The sequence below is a fragment of the Desulfonatronum zhilinae genome, assembly GCF_900182865.1.
Lineage (GTDB): Bacteria > Desulfobacterota > Desulfovibrionia > Desulfovibrionales > Desulfonatronaceae > Desulfonatronum > Desulfonatronum lacustre.
The window spans coordinates 135651-151878 of the sequence record NZ_FXUJ01000007.1 but is presented as its reverse complement, the minus strand read 5'-3'; the positions used below and the strand labels follow the sequence as shown (position 1 = coordinate 151878).

19 protein-coding genes and 1 tRNA gene are annotated in these 16228 nt (G+C 59.8%); 5 read left to right on the top strand and 15 right to left on the bottom strand.

Annotation, left to right across the window (positions count from 1 at the left end; translation table 11 throughout):
• The first annotated feature begins 87 nt into the window (after positions 1–87).
• Positions 88–164 (top strand) — tRNA-Met (locus AC559A_RS08075).
• Between the two features lie 172 nt (positions 165–336).
• On the opposite strand, the gene AC559A_RS08070 is transcribed toward AC559A_RS08075, so the two are convergent.
• The 14 genes from AC559A_RS08070 to AC559A_RS08005 all read right to left on the bottom strand — a co-directional run bounded on the left by AC559A_RS08070 (position 337) and on the right by AC559A_RS08005 (position 9993).
• Positions 337–1113 (bottom strand): SagB/ThcOx family dehydrogenase, encoded by a 777-nt coding sequence (locus AC559A_RS08070; RefSeq protein ID WP_028572320.1) that lies wholly within the window; start codon positions 1111–1113, stop codon positions 337–339.
• Positions 1106–2182 (bottom strand): GTPase ObgE, encoded by a 1077-nt coding sequence (gene obgE / locus AC559A_RS08065; protein WP_498817332.1) that lies wholly within the window; start codon positions 2180–2182, stop codon positions 1106–1108. Before obgE ends, AC559A_RS08070 begins: the two co-directional genes overlap by 8 nt.
• Positions 2183–2223: 41 nt before the next feature.
• The gene (locus AC559A_RS08060) at positions 2224–3165 is read right to left on the bottom strand and encodes a 4Fe-4S binding protein (RefSeq protein ID WP_498817330.1); all 942 of its coding nucleotides are present in this window, start codon (positions 3163–3165) and stop codon (positions 2224–2226) included.
• A 28-nt stretch (positions 3166–3193) separates the two neighbouring features.
• Positions 3194–3427: a hypothetical protein gene (locus AC559A_RS08055; RefSeq protein WP_498817328.1), complete on the bottom strand. Its 234-nt coding sequence runs from the start codon at positions 3425–3427 to the stop codon at positions 3194–3196.
• Positions 3428–3470: 43 nt separating this feature from the next.
• Positions 3471–3962 (bottom strand): chemotaxis protein CheX, encoded by a 492-nt coding sequence (locus AC559A_RS08050; RefSeq protein ID WP_028572323.1) that lies wholly within the window; start codon positions 3960–3962, stop codon positions 3471–3473.
• 27 nt (positions 3963–3989) lie between these two features.
• Positions 3990–5207 carry an HDOD domain-containing protein gene (locus tag AC559A_RS08045; protein WP_035261660.1) on the bottom strand — a complete coding sequence of 406 codons (1218 nt, stop codon included), beginning with the start codon at positions 5205–5207 and terminating at the stop codon, positions 3990–3992.
• Between the two features lie 40 nt (positions 5208–5247).
• On the bottom strand, positions 5248–6126 hold the full coding sequence (locus AC559A_RS08040) for a CheR family methyltransferase (RefSeq protein WP_028572325.1): 879 nt from the start codon (positions 6124–6126) through the stop codon (positions 5248–5250).
• Between the two features lie 196 nt (positions 6127–6322).
• A complete protein-coding gene (gene rpmA, locus AC559A_RS08035) occupies positions 6323–6589 on the bottom strand; it encodes a 50S ribosomal protein L27 (RefSeq protein ID WP_498817326.1) in 267 nt (88 codons plus the stop codon).
• Positions 6590–6604: 15 nt separating this feature from the next.
• Entirely contained in the window at positions 6605–6919 is a 315-nt protein-coding gene (gene rplU, locus AC559A_RS08030; protein WP_031385381.1) for a 50S ribosomal protein L21, read from the bottom strand.
• 154 nt (positions 6920–7073) lie between these two features.
• Entirely contained in the window at positions 7074–7943 is an 870-nt protein-coding gene (locus AC559A_RS08025; RefSeq protein ID WP_498817324.1) for a ComFC family protein, read from the bottom strand.
• Complete coding sequence (locus AC559A_RS08020) at positions 7910–8572, bottom strand: flavodoxin family protein (RefSeq protein ID WP_245590035.1); 663 nt, start codon at positions 8570–8572, stop codon at positions 7910–7912. The genes AC559A_RS08025 and AC559A_RS08020 overlap by 34 nt, the downstream gene beginning before the upstream one ends.
• A 26-nt stretch (positions 8573–8598) precedes the next feature.
• Complete coding sequence (locus AC559A_RS08015) at positions 8599–9219, bottom strand: MBL fold metallo-hydrolase (protein WP_028572329.1); 621 nt, start codon at positions 9217–9219, stop codon at positions 8599–8601.
• Complete coding sequence (locus tag AC559A_RS08010) at positions 9220–9768, bottom strand: nitroreductase family protein (RefSeq protein ID WP_035261667.1); 549 nt, start codon at positions 9766–9768, stop codon at positions 9220–9222.
• 39 nt (positions 9769–9807) lie between these two features.
• Entirely contained in the window at positions 9808–9993 is a 186-nt protein-coding gene (locus tag AC559A_RS08005) for a hypothetical protein (protein ID WP_028572331.1), read from the bottom strand.
• Positions 9994–10295: 302 nt separating this feature from the next.
• On the opposite strand from AC559A_RS08005, the gene AC559A_RS08000 reads away from it, so the two are divergent.
• The 4 genes from AC559A_RS08000 to AC559A_RS07985 all read left to right on the top strand — a co-directional run bounded on the left by AC559A_RS08000 (position 10296) and on the right by AC559A_RS07985 (position 14059).
• Positions 10296–10820 (top strand): HD domain-containing protein, encoded by a 525-nt coding sequence (locus tag AC559A_RS08000; protein WP_245590104.1) that lies wholly within the window; start codon positions 10296–10298, stop codon positions 10818–10820.
• Positions 10821–10982: 162 nt separating this feature from the next.
• Entirely contained in the window at positions 10983–11753 is a 771-nt protein-coding gene (locus AC559A_RS07995) for an MlaE family ABC transporter permease (protein ID WP_028572333.1), read from the top strand.
• Between the two features lie 18 nt (positions 11754–11771).
• On the top strand, positions 11772–12533 hold the full coding sequence (locus tag AC559A_RS07990) for an ABC transporter ATP-binding protein (protein ID WP_028572334.1): 762 nt from the start codon (positions 11772–11774) through the stop codon (positions 12531–12533).
• A 23-nt stretch (positions 12534–12556) separates the two neighbouring features.
• The gene (locus AC559A_RS07985) at positions 12557–14059 is read left to right on the top strand and encodes an MlaD family protein (RefSeq protein WP_245590036.1); all 1503 of its coding nucleotides are present in this window, start codon (positions 12557–12559) and stop codon (positions 14057–14059) included.
• A 28-nt stretch (positions 14060–14087) separates the two neighbouring features.
• Here AC559A_RS07985 and AC559A_RS07980 read toward each other — a convergent pair whose 3' ends face one another.
• Complete coding sequence (locus AC559A_RS07980) at positions 14088–16220, bottom strand: response regulator (protein WP_498817321.1); 2133 nt, start codon at positions 16218–16220, stop codon at positions 14088–14090.
• Positions 16221–16228: the final 8 nt, after the last annotated feature.

The following is a 16228-nucleotide window of genomic DNA, read 5'->3' as shown; positions in this document are numbered from 1 at the left end:
AACCCACCAGGCCGGATATTTTTTTCTTGAAAAATCACAAACAGCTTGACATTCATCCGGGCCGTCAGTAAATGTTATCTTCTTTGGCGCGGGGTGGAGCAGTATGGCAGCTCGTCGGGCTCATAACCCGAAGGCCGAGGGTTCAAATCCCTCCCCCGCTACCAGCAAATTCAAGGGCTTAGAGCTAAACAGCTTTAAGCCTTTTTTCTTTGCCACCCACCTGTCTGAAATCAACCTTTGCAAGGTTGATTTTGTTCTTCGCCTGACTGCTCGCTTGCAGACTGTTCACAATCTCCAATCTCCAATCTCCAATCTCCAATCTTCAATCTTCAATCTTCAATCTTCAATCTTCAATCCCTTCTTCCCCACCGGCGCGAGGTAGACCGCAAATTCGTCCTCGCCATCCACGCCCAACAGCTGATCCATTTCCGCCTGATCGTAGGCGGCCACGGCGCATGTCCCGGCCCCCACGGCCTCGCAGGCCAGATAAAGGTTCTGGCAGACATGGCCCGCGTCCAGAAGAATGACCCGATGGGCGGTCAGACCATAGCGCCATTCCATGCGTTCAGGAATGCAGGCCCAGACAAAGGTGACCGCGGCGCGGCCCACGAATTTCTGACCATAGGCGGCACGGGCCAGAGCAGACTCCATATCCGGCACGTCCCGGACATGGACCAGCGCGTGGTCCAGAGGCAGGTAGCGGTACAGCCCTGGAGCCACGTCCACAATCTTGTTGATGAACAGATACGTTTCGAAGCTGTGCCGGGCTCCGGCCGAGGGCACTGTGCGCAAGGCCGTGCCCTGGCCAAGCATCTTGCGGATTCCCTGGGTGGCCCAAAGCAGAAAGGACAGCTCGACCAGGGTCAGTTCCTCGCCGGAATACCCGCGTCGACTCTCCCTCTGGGCAATGGCCTGGATCAGAGGCGTACGCCCCATTGCGTCCGGCCATTGGTCCGGAGCGGACAGCGTGACTTTTCGAGCTTCGAGAGGGGCCGGTTTCTGTACCGGAGGCGGGGAGATCCCCAGATTTTGGGCGGTCCTGGAAAAATCCGTCTGCTTGCGCAGATGGTCGGTCAAAAACAGGCGGTGGGCCCGCAAGCGATCATCACTCATCGGCTTGGTCCTCTGTCCTTGGCACATCTTCTCCGGCCGACTCCGCGAGCAGGGCCCACAGCCGCCGTTCCAGTTCCTCCAGGCCCGTTCCCTCCAGAGCGGAGACCAACATCAACCCGGGCCGATCCTGTTCCGCCCGCTCCCGCAACCAGGCTAGGCGATCCTCGGGCCAGAGGTCGATCTTGTTCACCACCAGCAGCTGCCGCTTCCGGCTCAAGGCCGGATCGAAACCGGCCAGTTCCTCGTCCAGCAGGGCGTAACCGGCCCAGGGATCTCCGCCCTGATCATCTTTCGACGATTCGGGGCCGGCGATCTCTTCGACGCTGAGGACATGCAGCAGAAATCGGGTCCGTTCCACGTGCTTCAGGAATTTGTGTCCCAGCCCGCGCCCTTCATGCGCCCCGCTGACCAGTCCCGGAATATCGGCCAGCACGAGGCGCTCCCCATGCTCGCCCTGCATCACGCCCAGGTTGGGGGACAGGGTGGTGAACGGATACGGGGCGATCTTCGGTCGGGCCGAGGACAGCGCGGAAATCAGCGTGGACTTGCCCGCGTTGGGCAGCCCGATGATCCCGACGTCGGCCAGGATTTTCAGTTCCAGCCGAATCCTCTTTTCCTCGCCGTCCTCTCCAGGCTGGGCGAACCGAGGCGTACGCATGGTGGCGGACTTGAAATGGGTGTTGCCCTTGCCGCCCCGACCGCCCTTGGCCAGAACGATGGTCTGGCCCGGAACGGCGAGATCCACGATCAGACGGCGCTCTCCGTCCTCGTCCACCTCGTACAGCTGCGTGCCCAGCGGAACATCCACGATCAGGTCCTCGGCGGCCGCGCCGGTCCGTTCGCGGCCTGAGCCGGGCTGACCATTGCGGGCCTCGTAGACTCGCTTGAGTCGAAAGTCATACAAGGACAGCAGCTTGGGTTCGGCCCGAAACACGACATCCGCGCCCCGGCCTCCGTCGCCGCCATCCGGACCGCCCCTGGGAATGTATTTTTCCCGCCGAAAGGACACGCAGCCATGTCCACCGTGACCGGAGCGCACGGTTATTTCCGCTTCATCGACAAATCGCATGGTTCACCTTGCTTGATGGTTCGTAGCCGCCTGGACTCTTTTCAGGAGAGGCCGCGACGGGTCATGATTTCTTGAATATCCAACGGTTCGCCGCGATGCGGAGCGCGGACCAGGTTCAGGGCGGCTTGCGGACACCTGGGGACGCAAACCCCGCAGCCCATGCAGGCGGCACTGTCCACTTCCCACTCCCCGCCCCGTCGCTGAATGGCCCGGAACTGGCACTGCTTGGCGCACAATCCGCAATCAACGCAGCGCGCATGATCCATGGCGCAAACGTACCCGGACGAGGCCAGCATGGGCGTCCCGCCCCGGTGGGCCCGCAAGGCCCCGCAACAACAGGAGCAGCAGTTGCAGATGGCGTAGAACCTGCCGAGCATCACGTCCTTGAAAAAGGCATGATGGACGTGGCCTCGGTCGTGTTCCGCCTTGAGAATCTCCTGGGCTTCCTCCTGGGAGATCCAGCGGGTTTTATCCGGATGGTGCGCGGCGATGAATCCGGCAAAGGGCTCTCCCACGATCAGGCAGACGCCCACCGGGAGACAGGGATGAGGGCTGGAGGCCCGACACGGACAGTCCAGGGCCAGGATATGGTCCGGATGCCGCAGCACGATTTCCCGGGCCGCGGCATACGGGACGACCTGTTCCAGGTCGCCGAGATCGATGTCTCGGTTCACCGTCACCAGTTTTCGGGCATGGTCCAGGTGCAACACCTTGCCGTGATAGGTATCGGCGAAGGTTTTACTTCCCGGGCTGGAGGACCTGGGCGCTTCGCTCGACGCCGCGGCCCTTCGAAACAAGAAAAACAGAGGCTTCAAAGCCCGAGCCAACGGATGCCGCCCCGTCCCCAGGGCGATGTACAGTTGGGGCCAGCGACCGTAAACATAGCCATGCAGCCAGTTCCAGGTCGAATAGTCGGGTCTGGCGACGAACTGGTCGTAAAAGGCGCGGGTAGCGGGATTGCGTAAAAAAAAGCGTGACAGCATATGGAAAGGCGATTGCCTGAACGTGTCTCTAGGCCGTATCTTTTGTTCCGGTGTGGGTAAACGCGTCCGGATGCATCTTAAAATATCGGCCCCTGTCCGCCGCGATCTCCCGGCCGCACGGACAGATCAGCTTATCGCCCCGCTCTTGGACCTCGAACCGCTTGCTGATTCTGGCCTTGTGGCAACGCAGCACCTTGCCCGGTCCGATCTTTTTGTACTTCCACAGCTTGGCTTTGCAGCCGGAACATTTGATGGTCAGCACGGCGGTTCGGTTCGGACGTGCCCGGCGATACGTGGCGCGTGAGTCAGGTGGTTTCCGGTTCCGTGGAGTCAAAGGAGACCTCCACCACCAACGAGCCTTCGCTGGTGGCGAAGGGAATGGACAGGATCGGGGATGAGGTGATGTGGCTGATCTTGTGCCCCTTGCCGATGATCACCGTGGGAGTGGAGGCTTTGAGGGTCAGGCCTTCCTTGACCAAATCCTGGCGAGCCTGTCCGGCGATCATGTTCGTCAACTCGCCCACGGCGTCCGCGATTTCATCGTTGATCTCCGTATAGTTCTCGGCGAGCATGTTGTTGACGACCTTCAAAATCACCGCCTCGTCCAGGGTCAACGACATCACCCCGTCGGCGGATCCGGAAATGCCGATGGTCCCGGTGACGTCGCCCACCGCGGACCGCTTGCGATTGATATACGGTTTGCCGGGTTTGACCTCCACCGAGGCCATCATGCCCAGAACACCGACAACCGCGTCCAGGAACGGATTGATGATGCCGACATCGAAGCGAACTGCCATGATCGCGAAAAAGGGAATGGCGGCCGACTACAGCAGCACGGCCGTGATTTCCTCGAAGTGAGCGTCGTGCATATCCATCAGCTTGGACAAAAAGTAAGCGTCCAACTCCAGAAGATCCCAATCTTCCTGAGTCATTCCGGGCAATGCATAGAAACCGCCGGTGGATATTTCCGCAACATTGGCCATGATGTCCGCGAGCTGAATGATGGCGGCCTCTTTCCTGGATGCGGCCTCTTCCGGGGCATGGTGGTGGCTGATGAGGTCCTTCAAGGCTTTTGGAAAACCCCACTCGGCCAGCAATACCCCCCCCACGTCGGCATGGTTATAGTCCAAGACCGTGTTTTCGGCCTCCACCAGAGGAACCATGTCGCTCCGGGCCAAGAGCAGCGCTTCAACCGACGCATAGGCCATGTTTTTAAAAATGACCAATCGGCCGACATCGTGCAGCAACCCGGCGGTGAAATGACGCTCGGAAGGCAGCTTCAACTTGGACGCGATCAGCTTGGCAAACACGGCACAACGCAGGGAGTGGCGCCAAAACGTGCGCATGTCCATCAACTCAGGGGGAATGTTCTTGAAATAGTTGATGGTCGAAATGCCCAAGGCCAGGGTGGAAATTTCCTGAGCCCCGACCAGGGAGACCGCCCGGGAAACGGAATCAACGGTGGCGGTGAATCCAAAAAAAGGACTGTTCACCAGCTTGAGCAGCTTGGCCGAAAACCCCACGTCCGTGTTCACCACATCGGCGATGTCCCGGGCCGAACTCTTGGGATTGTCCAGGACTTCTCGGATTTTAAAGTAAATGTCCGGAAATGAGGCCAGACCAACCTCATGACGGACGATTTGCGCGGCGCTGCCCACGTCCTTGATGAACTCGTCGGAAAGGTGCTCCACGTTTTTGGCCCGCAGCGCACTCTCGCAGGGCATCTCCCAACCGCTTGTCACGGCAGCGGCCGTACGCTTCACGGCGATGGAAAAAAGACTTTTCAGGGCTTCATGATCCGGATCGACATAGATGAAAAAATTCCGAACATGGCGCTCAGCCTGACGCGCGGCCTCGGATTCCAAGTCCATCTCCACGGGCAAACGCACATATGCGGCGGAGAGACCGATATTCTTGAGCAGGGCGATCTGCTCATCGCCAAGCAATGCGCCGGACTCCAGAAGAATACCTCCGTCCACCCCCGGAATTTTTTTAGCCACTATCATGCCGGGAAGGAGATATTCCGTGCAAACTCTGATCACAGCCAACCTCCGTTGCGGTAAGAAATCCGAGCGAATCGCATCACGTTTCCTTTCTGTACACGATCCCCCCGGGCTTGATCAGGGGCTTGAAGGCGCGAGAATGCTTGTGAATGGTTTCGGAGTGACCAAGCACAAGGTATCCCCCGGGCAGCAAATTGTCGTAAAAACCGGCGATGACTCTCTGTTTCATGTCGTCGTCAAAATAGATGATCACGTTGCGGCAAAAGATTATGTGCGACCGCGGTACGCGCTTCACGGCCAGCTTGTCGTTCAGATTGATCAGCCCCAGAGAGACGAGCTTTTTAACCTTGGGGTGAATTCTGTAGCCGCTGGGCTCCTTGGAGAAATACCGGTCAACGATGTCCTTGGGCGTGGTTCGCAAGGCGTGTTCGCCGTACAAGCCGTCCCTGGCCTTGGCGACCATGTCCGGGGAAAGATCATTGGCCGTGATCCGTATCTTCCACCCGATGATGGACATGCGCAAGGCCTCGTGCAGCATGATGCCCAGGGTATAGGGCTCTTCTCCGGAGGAACAACCGGCGGACCAAATGTGCAAGGCCTTGTCGTCCGTTTTGCCCCGCTCCTCCAGCACTTCCTTGAGCACATGCTTTTCAAAGACGTCCAATTGCTTAAGATCCCGATAAAAGCTGGTCTCATTGGTGGTGATCTTGGAAAAAAAGAATTTCAGCTCCTCGTCCTTGCTCGGACCGCGCCGCAGGAGCATCGTGTATTCGCCGTAACTGCGCAGACCCAGTTCCGAGAGCCGCGGGCCAAGACGATTTTCTAGGAGATATTTGCGCCGCTCCGGGATGTCGATACCGGCAAGATCATAGATATATTGGCGCAGTTCAGCGAACTCCTTGGCGCTGATCGGCGGCGATTGCCGCAGATTCAAGGTGCTTGGTGTGCTCAGAGCCATGGAACTTTCCCGATGATTGAAGATGAGCGAGGGAGAGAAAACAGTCTCACTCAAGGATTTTTAAAACAAATTTAGCAAACTCCGGCACAAAAGAAAAGCGGGGAAAAAAAAAGTGCGGACTTCGGAGTCCGCACTTTTAAAAATCTTGCCGCATCATGCCGGATAAACGCACGATGCCGGAAGGAATCCGCTGGGTCTAACTCGCGGGAACGATAATGACCCTGGTCTTGACCTTACGTTGCCGGGTGTAGCGTTCGAACTGAACCACGCCGTCGGTCAACGCGAACAGGGTGTAATCCCGCCCCATGCCGACATTCTTGCCGGGATGAAATTTGGTCCCCAACTGGCGGACGAGGATATTGCCGGCCAAAACCTGCTGGCCGCCGAAACGCTTCACACCGCGACGCTGACCAGCGCTGTCGCGACCGTTTCTGGAGCTTCCTCCAGCCTTTTTATGTGCCATGATGCTTCTCCCTGGCTAAGCCTGAATGGATTTGACCATGATTCGGGTGAATTCCTGACGATGCCCCTGCTTTTTCCTGGAATCCTTGCGTCGCCAGAACCGAAACACGATGATCTTCTTGTCCCGTCCGTGCTCCAGGACCTCACAGGCCACCTTGGCCTCCGGCACGTACGGTTGACCGGCGGCGGCTTCATCGCCATCACCGACAAGCAGAACCTTGTCCAGGAAGACTTCCGCGCCGGGTTCGGCGTGAATCCTGTCGACCTTGAGGCTCGCTCCCTCTTCCATGCGGTATTGTTTTCCGCCCGACTCCACGATTGCATATTTCATTATCGGCCTCCCAAATGCAGAAACAGCCCTCATATGCGAAACACTTTCGCATCGTCAAGGGCTTTTTCGATGTTCACAAGATTTTCTTCACCCCGGACGCCATGACAAGCCTCCAGGAACGTCTCCATGAGACCTCGCTCGGCCCTCAGTCGAATCAGGCCCTGGCCAGAACAAGCAGGTCGACGCGTGTCGCTCCACACCGCTTCAATTCTTTGGTCGCGGCTCGGACCGTGGCTCCGGTGGTCAGGATGTCGTCCACCAACAGCACGGACCGGCCGCGAACTCTGGCGGGGTCGGCCAGAAAAGCCCCGGCCAGGTTGCGCATGCGTACGGCCCTGGGCAGGGTATGCTGGGGCGGCGTATCGCGCAACCGAACCAAGGCATGGGGTTCCAACCGCCCGTACCTGCCTGCGAACTTGCCTCCGAATTTGCCCCCGGACTTCCCCCCGAACTTGTCTTGGGCCAAGCCCCGGGCCAGTTCCAGGCTCTGATTGAATCCGCGCCCTCGCAGACGTCGGGGGTGCAACGGCACGGGGACGATCAGGTCATGGCCGGGGACGTCGCGAAATTCCAGCGAGCGGCGGAGTAGGCCGTGCAGCACCTCGCCAAGCCCGAGCTGAGCCTGGAACTTGAAACGCAATACCAGAGCCTTAAGCCGTCCCTCGTACGGCCCATAAAAAAAAGCGTCCTCCCAGGGCGGCGGAGCGACGCGACAATCCAGGCACAACGTCGCGGGTTCCGAGGAAACACGAAAGATCAGGCCGCAGCGAAGACAAAATCCCTCGGTCCGTTGCGGCAGTTCGGCTCGACAGGCGGCACATACGCCGAAAACCCCACTCGAATCGTCGCCCCATGCTCCGGCCCCTCCTGGAGCATCCACGTCCGCAAGAATTCCGCAAACCGGACACCGTCGCCCCAGCGCTGGAAAGCCGGATCGAAAAAAGTCCGCGACAACGCCACGACACCGGCCCGCGACATGCCGAAGCGAACTCAGGCCGAGTTCTGCTTGACTAAATTCGCCCATGCCTCCCGACCCGCGGCGATCAACTCTTCCCCGGCCTGAGGATGCATGCGCAAATCCTCGGATGCATCGATGCCGCGAAAAGCGTGGTGTTCCTGAATGGTGAAATTGAAGGTGGCCAGAAAGTACTTCAACGTCAGCAGCGTCCCTTCGAACAATCGTTCGCCCTGACGCCGACCGGCCACCAGGTTGACCACCGCCGGACGCGGGGGAAGGTTCTTAAGCAGCGGGTCTCCTCGCTCCCAGCGCAGATAATATGACTGGCTGCGGTCGATCCAGGCCTTGAACTGAGACGGCAGGTGATAGAAGTAGATGGGCGCGGCGATGAAGAGCATCGGCGCGGCCAGCAAAGCCTGGAACAAAGGCGAGCTTTGATCCCGAGCGGTCAAAAAGCACTCTCCTCGCGGATCCTGTTCGCAGCGCATGCAGCCCAGACAAGAATGAACGGCGTAATCTCTGAGATAAAACAATTGGCCGCGCCCTCCGGCCAGACGCACCCCCTCCCGAAAAAATTCCGCCGCGTTGTCGCTGTTGCCCCCGCTACGCGGACTACACGAAAAAATCGCCGGAGAGGTAAAGTCGCCAACGGCGTAGGGCGCGATCTCCTCCATGGAGTCGACGGGGGGGGACATCTCCCTTTCTCCAGCAACCATGAAGGCTACTCCTCAAAAAACGGATTGGTTCGCTGTTCTTCCCGGATGGTCGTGGCCGGACCGTGCCCGGGATAAACCACCGTCTCCGGAGGCAGGGTGAACAGCCGGGAGCGGACCGAGCCAAGCAACGTCTCCAGATCACCGCCGAAAAAGTCGGTCCGCCCGATGGATCCGGCGAAAAGCACGTCGCCCACGAACACCGCGCCCAGTTCGGGAAAGTAAAAGGACAGACTCCCTGGACTATGCCCGGGCGTGAACAATGCCCGGCATTTCAGCCCAATCAGGGTCCACTCTCCCTCGCCGACGGACTCGTACGCAAAAGTCTCCACTTTGGGCATCCCCATGTAGTTGCCGCCGCCTATTCCGCTGGCCAGCAACGGGACGTCCTTTTCCGGCACGCGGATGGAGGCCTTGGTGGCCAAGTGCAGTGCCTGGTTGCCGTAAAGATGGTCGAAATGCAGGTGGGTGTTCAGGATCTGCCGGATTTGCAAATTTTTGGACGCCGCGAAATCCAGAACCGCGTCCGGGGCTCCGCCCGGATCGACGACCAACGCCTCTTCGCCGTTGGCCACGAGGTAGCAGTTGGTTTGCAGGGGGCCCAGGGGAAAGGTATGTACGGATGGCATTTATAAAGCCTCCAAAAGAAGTTCGTCCAAGGGACGCCGCGCGGAACCGCCGGCACCGTCGAGCCGCGAGGACGGCTGGGCCGGATGGCCCAGGGCGATCACGGCCATCAGCCGGTACTCCTCGGTACGCAGTTGGAGCGCCTCCATGACCAGCGCCTCCTGGTTGAGGACCTCGCCCAGCCAGACCCCGCCCAGTCCCAGGCCGTGAACGGCCAGCAGCATGTTCTGAATACAGGCCCCGGCGGCCTGATGATCCTTGCCTTCATGATACATGGCCGGCTTGTGCAGGCACACGACGATCAAGGCCTGGGCCTCGCGGACAATATGGCCGTACTTCGTCAATCCGGCCAGCGCCGCTTGCCGAGGGTCTCCGGCCTGGACGACCAAAAAGCGCCAGGGCTGATTGTTCAATCCGCTGGGCGCCCAGCGTCCGGCCTCCAGAATCCGCCGCAGGTCCTCGAGATCCACGGGCTGATCCGTAAATTTGCGAACGCTGCGCCGCCCCAGCAGGGCCTGAAAAACGCCCATTTCGGCATGTTCAGCGGACATAACGATCCTCCGTGATAAAGCGCCAAGAAGCCGGTTCGTTCACTTCTTGCGCCGTTTTTCCTGAATGCGCTGGGCCGTGTACGCGCCCAAGCCGCCGCAGATAACCCCAAGAAAGAAAGCCCGGCCCATGTCGTATCCGAACCACACCGCCATCAAGCCGATGGAGCCCCCGATAATCGCGCCGCGAATCAAGGGATGCAGGCCATTTTGCGAATCATGTGTCATATTGTACCACCATTTCTTTTTTGAATAGCCATACAATCCATCCCCCGAACTGGCAACCGTATTGATAAAAATCCTTGTCGGGCCGAGCTTGACCAACGACCCGTTCTTGGAGGACTATAGGGTTTTAATTTTTGACGGGCAGCCGATGAAACGTCCCGCCGTACCGACCTTCAAAACCACCCATGACGCGCATCACACCAGATTTCGATAGCCTCGCCGCCCAAGATACGGCTTCTTCCGACGTCTGCCTCCCAGACGGCGCTCGAATCCAACGGTTGACCCACTTTCTGTTTGAAGTCGGCATGTTGCGCAAGACGCCGCGCACCGGGTACCAGTTTTTGGGTTCCGGACGGGAAAACGTCGCCGAGCACTCCTTCCGAACCACGGTCATCGCCTATGTCCTGGCCACTCTGACCGGGGCGAGCATGGGGCGGACCATGGGCATGGCCCTGTTTCACGACCTGCACGAAACCCGGATCGGCGATTTCAACTACGTCAATCGGATATACAACAGCCGCAACGCCCTGCTGGCCCTGGAGCACGCCCTCGAAGGGACCGGACTGGACGAAGTGCTCCAATGGTGGCACGAACTTGAAGGCGAACAGACCCTGGAGGCCCGACTGGTGCACGACGCGGATCAGCTTGACCTGATCCTGAACCTGAAGCAGGAACAGGACCTGGGCAACCCCTATGCCGCCAAGTGGATCGACTGCGCCGTGCCGCGGCTGCGCACCGACGTTGCCAAGGACTTGGCGGAGGTCATCCTGCGCACGGACCACACGGACTGGTGGTTCACCGGTCCGGATCCATCCTGGTGGAGAAAATGAAAAAGATGGAATTCCGTATTCAGAATTCAGAATGCTGAAATCAATCGCCCAACTTGGCCTTCCTGACTCCTGAATTCTGGCTCCTGACTCCTGAATACTAAATACTGACTCCTGAATTCTGAATACTAAATACTGACTCCTGAATTCTGCCCCCCAGCCCCCATGACCCAACTTGTCGCCTCTCTCGGCACCATCGCCCTGACCATTTCCCGGGAAACCGGCCGGATGATGCTTCTTTTTCTGGAGGCCGTGGGCTGGCTGTTCCGCCCGCCCTGGCGCTGGCGGCTGTTTTTCAAGCAGATGGAGTTCATCGGCGTGAATTCGGTGTTCGTGGTCGCCCTGACTTCGCTGTTCACCGGCATGGTCCTGGCTCTGCAAACCTACTACGCCTTCCGGATGTTTTCCGCCGAAACCCTGGTCGGGGCCACGGTGGCCCTGTCCATGACCCGCGAATTGGGGCCGGTGATCACGGCCTTGATGGTCACGGGGCGGGCCGGCTCGGCCATTGCCGCGGAGATCGGCACGATGCGCGTCACGGAACAGGTGGACGCCCTGTCCGTAATGGCCATCAACCCGGTCCAGTATCTCGTCCTGCCCCGGATCATGGCCGGGGTGATCATGCTTCCCCTACTCACCGCCTTGTCCGACTTCATCGGCGTGGTGGGCGGGTATCTCGTGGGGGTCAAACTGCTGGGCATCCACGGCGGGATATTCATGAACAAGATATATGAGTACGTGGAACTCAGCGACATTTACAACGGGCTGATCAAAGCGGCCTGCTTCGGTTTGATCCTCACCTTGGTGGGATGCTACAAGGGTTTTTACACCAGGGGCGGCGCCGAGGGCGTCGGTCGGGCCACCACCCAATCCGTAGTCCTCTCCTCCGTGTTGATCCTGACCTTCGACTACGTGCTCACCGCCCTTATGATGTAGCATGGCGACGAACCGATTATGACACCGGAACCGATCATCGAACTGCGCCAAGTGCATAAAAGCTTCGGCCAGGAGCATGTCCTGCGCGGCCTGGACCTGGCCGTGTCCAAGGATTCGGTCAGCGTGATCATCGGACGGAGCGGCGGCGGCAAGAGCGTTTTGCTCAAGCACATCATCGGCCTGATGCGCCCGGACCAGGGCCAGGTAATCATCGACGGCCAGGACATCGCCCGAATGAGCGAACGGAAGATGGCCCCGATCCGTCGCAAGTTCGGCATGCTCTTCCAGGAATCCGCCTTGTTCGACTCCATGAACGTGGAGGATAACGTGGCGTTTCCGCTTCTGGAGCACACCAGCAAAAGCCGCCGGGAAATCCTGGACATCGTGGCTGACAAGCTGGCCGCCGTGGGCCTGAAGGACAAGGGTCACAAGCTCCCCTCGGAGCTTTCCGGCGGGATGCGCAAGCGGGTCGGACTGGCCCGGGCCCTGGCCCTGGATCCGAAAATCGTCCTTTTCGATGAACCCACGTCCGGCCTGGACCCGGTCATGGCCGCGGCCATCAACGAACTGATCGTACGCACCCAGTCCGAGTTCAGGGCCACCTGCGTGGTCATCAGCCACGATATTTCCGCGGCCATGAGCACCGGACACAAGCTGTTCATGCTCTTCGACGGACGGATCATCGCCCAGGGCACGCCGGACCAGATCCGGGACTGGGACGACGAGGTGGTTCAGCAATTCATCCACGGTCGGGCGCAAGGGCCGATCAAAGTCGTTTAATTATCTTCCATGGAGCAGAGATCGTGAGATCCGGAGCAGAAATCAAGGTAGGCGTCTTCGTCCTGATCGCCCTCGCGGCCTTGGCCTACATGACCATGAAAGTGGGTACCGGCGTATTCGTGCCCAGGGAAAGCTACGAGGTGGACGTCTTTTTCGACAACGTCTCCGGGTTGAAAACCAATTCGCCGGTGGAAATCGCCGGCATTGAGGTCGGCTTGGTCCAGGCCATCAACCTGGATGAGAACCGGGCCCGGGTGACCCTCCAGTTGTTGCCCAACGTCCAAATCCGCTCCGACGCCGTGGCCACCATCCGTACCCGGGGTGTGTTGGGCGACAAATTCATTGAGATTTCTCCCGGCAGTGATCCGTTTCCCCGGGTCGAAGCCGGGGAGCGGATCGCCCGGGGCGACACCCCGGCGGACCTGGACCAATTGTTCACCAAGGTCGGCGAGATCGCCGACGACATTCGCGTCGTGGCCCGCAGCGCGGCCAACGTCTTCGGCGGGGAACAGGGCGAGCAGGACCTGCGCCTGGCCTTCCAAAGCCTGCGCGACGCCGCCATGGGCCTGAACGAGATGGTCCAGGCCAACGCTGAAAGCGTTGAGTTCATCGTCCGCAATTTCCGTGACTTTTCCACGGACTTGCGGGACATCGCCGGGACGAACAAGGAAGGCATCGACCGGATCGTGGCCAACCTGGAAGTCGCCTCCGGCCAGCTCAAGACCACCCTGGACCAGGCCGGAGGCGTATTGGCCCGCCTGGAGTCCGGCGAAGGCCCGCTGGCCAAGCTGATCAACGACCCGGAGATGGGTCACGATCTGCGGGAGACCATGGCTTCCCTGGAAAGCGTCTCCCGAAAAATCGACGAAGGCCAAGGCACCCTGGGCAAGCTGATCAACGAGGACACCACGGCCCAGGAACTGGACAAGGCCCTGGAAGGTCTGAACAGAATCCTCACTAAGCAGGACCAGTTCCGGACCTCCGTGGATTTCACCAGCGAGTACCTGGCCCGCCACGGCGAGACCAAGTCCGCCTTGACTCTGCGCCTGCAACCGGCGGAGGACAAGTACTATCTGCTCTCCGTGGTGGACAATCCTCGCGGCCGTCGGGAAAAGACCGAGACCTTCACCGAACGCTGGGTGAACGGGGAACGGACCACGATCCGGGAAATCGAAGACAAGTACCGCCAGAGCAAGATCACGTTCTCCGCTCAGTTGGCCAAGCGCTGGGACAACCTGGTGCTGCGCGGCGGCCTGATCGAGAGCACCGGCGGCATGGGTCTGGAATACTACCTCTGGGACGACCGGGTGCAATTGCTTTTCGAAGCCTTTGACTTTGATCCGGACGACAACCCGCACCTCAAGGCCGGCGCCAAACTTTACTTCCTGCGCAACTTTTACGCCAGCCTGGGCATGGACGACTTTGTCCGCTCAGACCGCCGCTCCTTCTACGCCGGGCTCGGATTCTACTTCACGGACGAGGACCTGAAATACCTGCTCACCAGCGTTCCGGTGCCCGGAAACTGAACCGCCATCACGACGATTCCAGAGCGATTCAGGGCGAGTTTTCGGCTCCCGACAACTCCAGCACCTCACGCACCTTGGCCTCCAACTCCCTCAACTGATACGGCTTGCCAAGAAACCCCTTGGCTCCGGATGTCAGGGCGTCCTTGCCGTGGCCATGCGTCGCGTAGCCGCTGGCGATAATCACCTTGACCCCGGAATCGAGGCGCAGCAGTTCCTGGAGACATCCGTGACCGCCCATGCCGGGCATGTTCAAGTCCAGCAGGACCAAGTCAATGGAACGGCTCTGGTCTTGAAAAATCGCCAAGGCTTCTTCTCCGTTGGCCGCGCTGAGCACGGCATAGCCGTAATCCTCCAAAGCTTCCCGCGTCAGATCCCGAAGTTCCGGCTCGTCGTCCACCACCAGGATGGTTTCGTTGCCGCCTCGGGGTCTGGACTCCAAGGCCGCATCGGTGAGAGGGACCGCGCCGTTTTCCGCGGCCGGCCAGTAGACGTTGAACGTCGTGCCCTGCCCCGGGGCGCTGCGACACTCGATAAACCCACCATGCGCCGTGACGATCCCGTAGACCGAAGCCAAGCCCAGGCCGGTGCCCTTGCCCACATCCTTGGTGGTAAAAAACGGATCGAATGCACGATCCAGGACCTCCTGGTCCATGCCGCACCCCGTGTCCGTCACCGTGAGCAGAACATGGCATCCAGCGGCCGCGCCGGGATGCGCGAGGACGAAATTCTCATCCAGAAACGCGTTGATGGTCCTGAACTCCAGCCGTCCTCCATCGGGCATGGCGTCCACGGCATTGTTGGCCAGATTGAGCAGAACCTGTTCGATCTGCACCGGGTCCGCGGCCAAAGGCCAGATCAGGGGATCGAGCCGCGGTTCCAGAGCGATCATCTTCGGGATGGTTCGTTCCAGCATCCGCAAAACTTCCCGCACCTCTCGATTCAAGTCCACACGGATCTTCCGGAATTCAGCCTTGCGACTGAACAACAAGAGCTGCTCCACGAGTCTGGCGGCCCGCTCCAGGGACTGGGCCACGGTCCGCAACCGGGCCTCCTCGCGATGCGCGAAGGCCCCGGCCTGAAGCAATAGCTCAATGTTGCCGCTCATGGCCTGAAGCAGATTGTTGAAGTCATGGGCCACGCCTCCGGCCAGAATGCCCACGGATTCCACCCTCTGAGCCTGAAAGAGTTGGGCTTGCAGCTTTTCTCGATCCTTCTCAGCCTGCTTCCGGGCCGTGATATCCGTCAAAAAACCGTTATAGACCGGATTACCTTGGGCGTCGTGGCGCACTCTGGTATCCAGCGAGGCCCAAAAGGACTGTCCGTCGCGGCGTTTCAACTCCACCTCGTAGCCGGATGTCCGACCGTATCGACGTAGATGCTCTTTGTAGCGCTCCCGGTCCGCCGGATCGGCATAAAGCTGCGCGGCGATATCCGAAACCTGAGCGACCATCTCATCCGGGTCGACGTACCCGGCCAGCCTTGCGTATTCGGGATTGACAAAAAGGTAGCGGCCTTCCGGAGTGGCCTGAAAAATACCCAGCGGCGCCCCCGAGACGATTTCCTGGTACCGACGGGTGGCGTCTTCGGCTTGGTGGGCGAGTTCGCGCTGTCGGTCTCGCAGCCGTTGGTAGGCCTCCAGCCCCTCCAGGGCCGCGGCTCCAGCCAGAAGGAGAATAGACAGCAAGGCGTGATGGGTGTCTGGAATCGTGCTCGGATCCTGACCCAGGATGCCGACGAACATGCCTCGAATCCTGGTCGGCGTGGCCAACGTGTGCAGGACCAGGCGCATGTCCCGGCTGCTTGCGGACAGAATTTCGGGCCGCCCTCGGCGCAGGATTCTGGAGAAGGAGTAGTCGTCGATGAGCCCGTCGACCTCCCGGTCCAGGAACGCAGCATACTCCGGAGGGTCACAAAACGCTCCGGCAAAGGAATGGTCCGGCTGCACCAGAAAAAAGGAAACCGCCCGCAGGTCGATCAAACCACGGGCCTTTTCGGCGATTTCCTTGAGCACGGCATGCTCATCCGCGACCTGGAGCAAGGGCGTCTCGAAATGTCCCAGACCGGCGGCCATTTCCAGCGCCTCCACGGATTGGCGGCGCTGTTCGCGTAAAAAATGAACCTCGGTCTCCAGGATTTGGATACGGTCTTCGTTTGACTGCATGAGGTTCA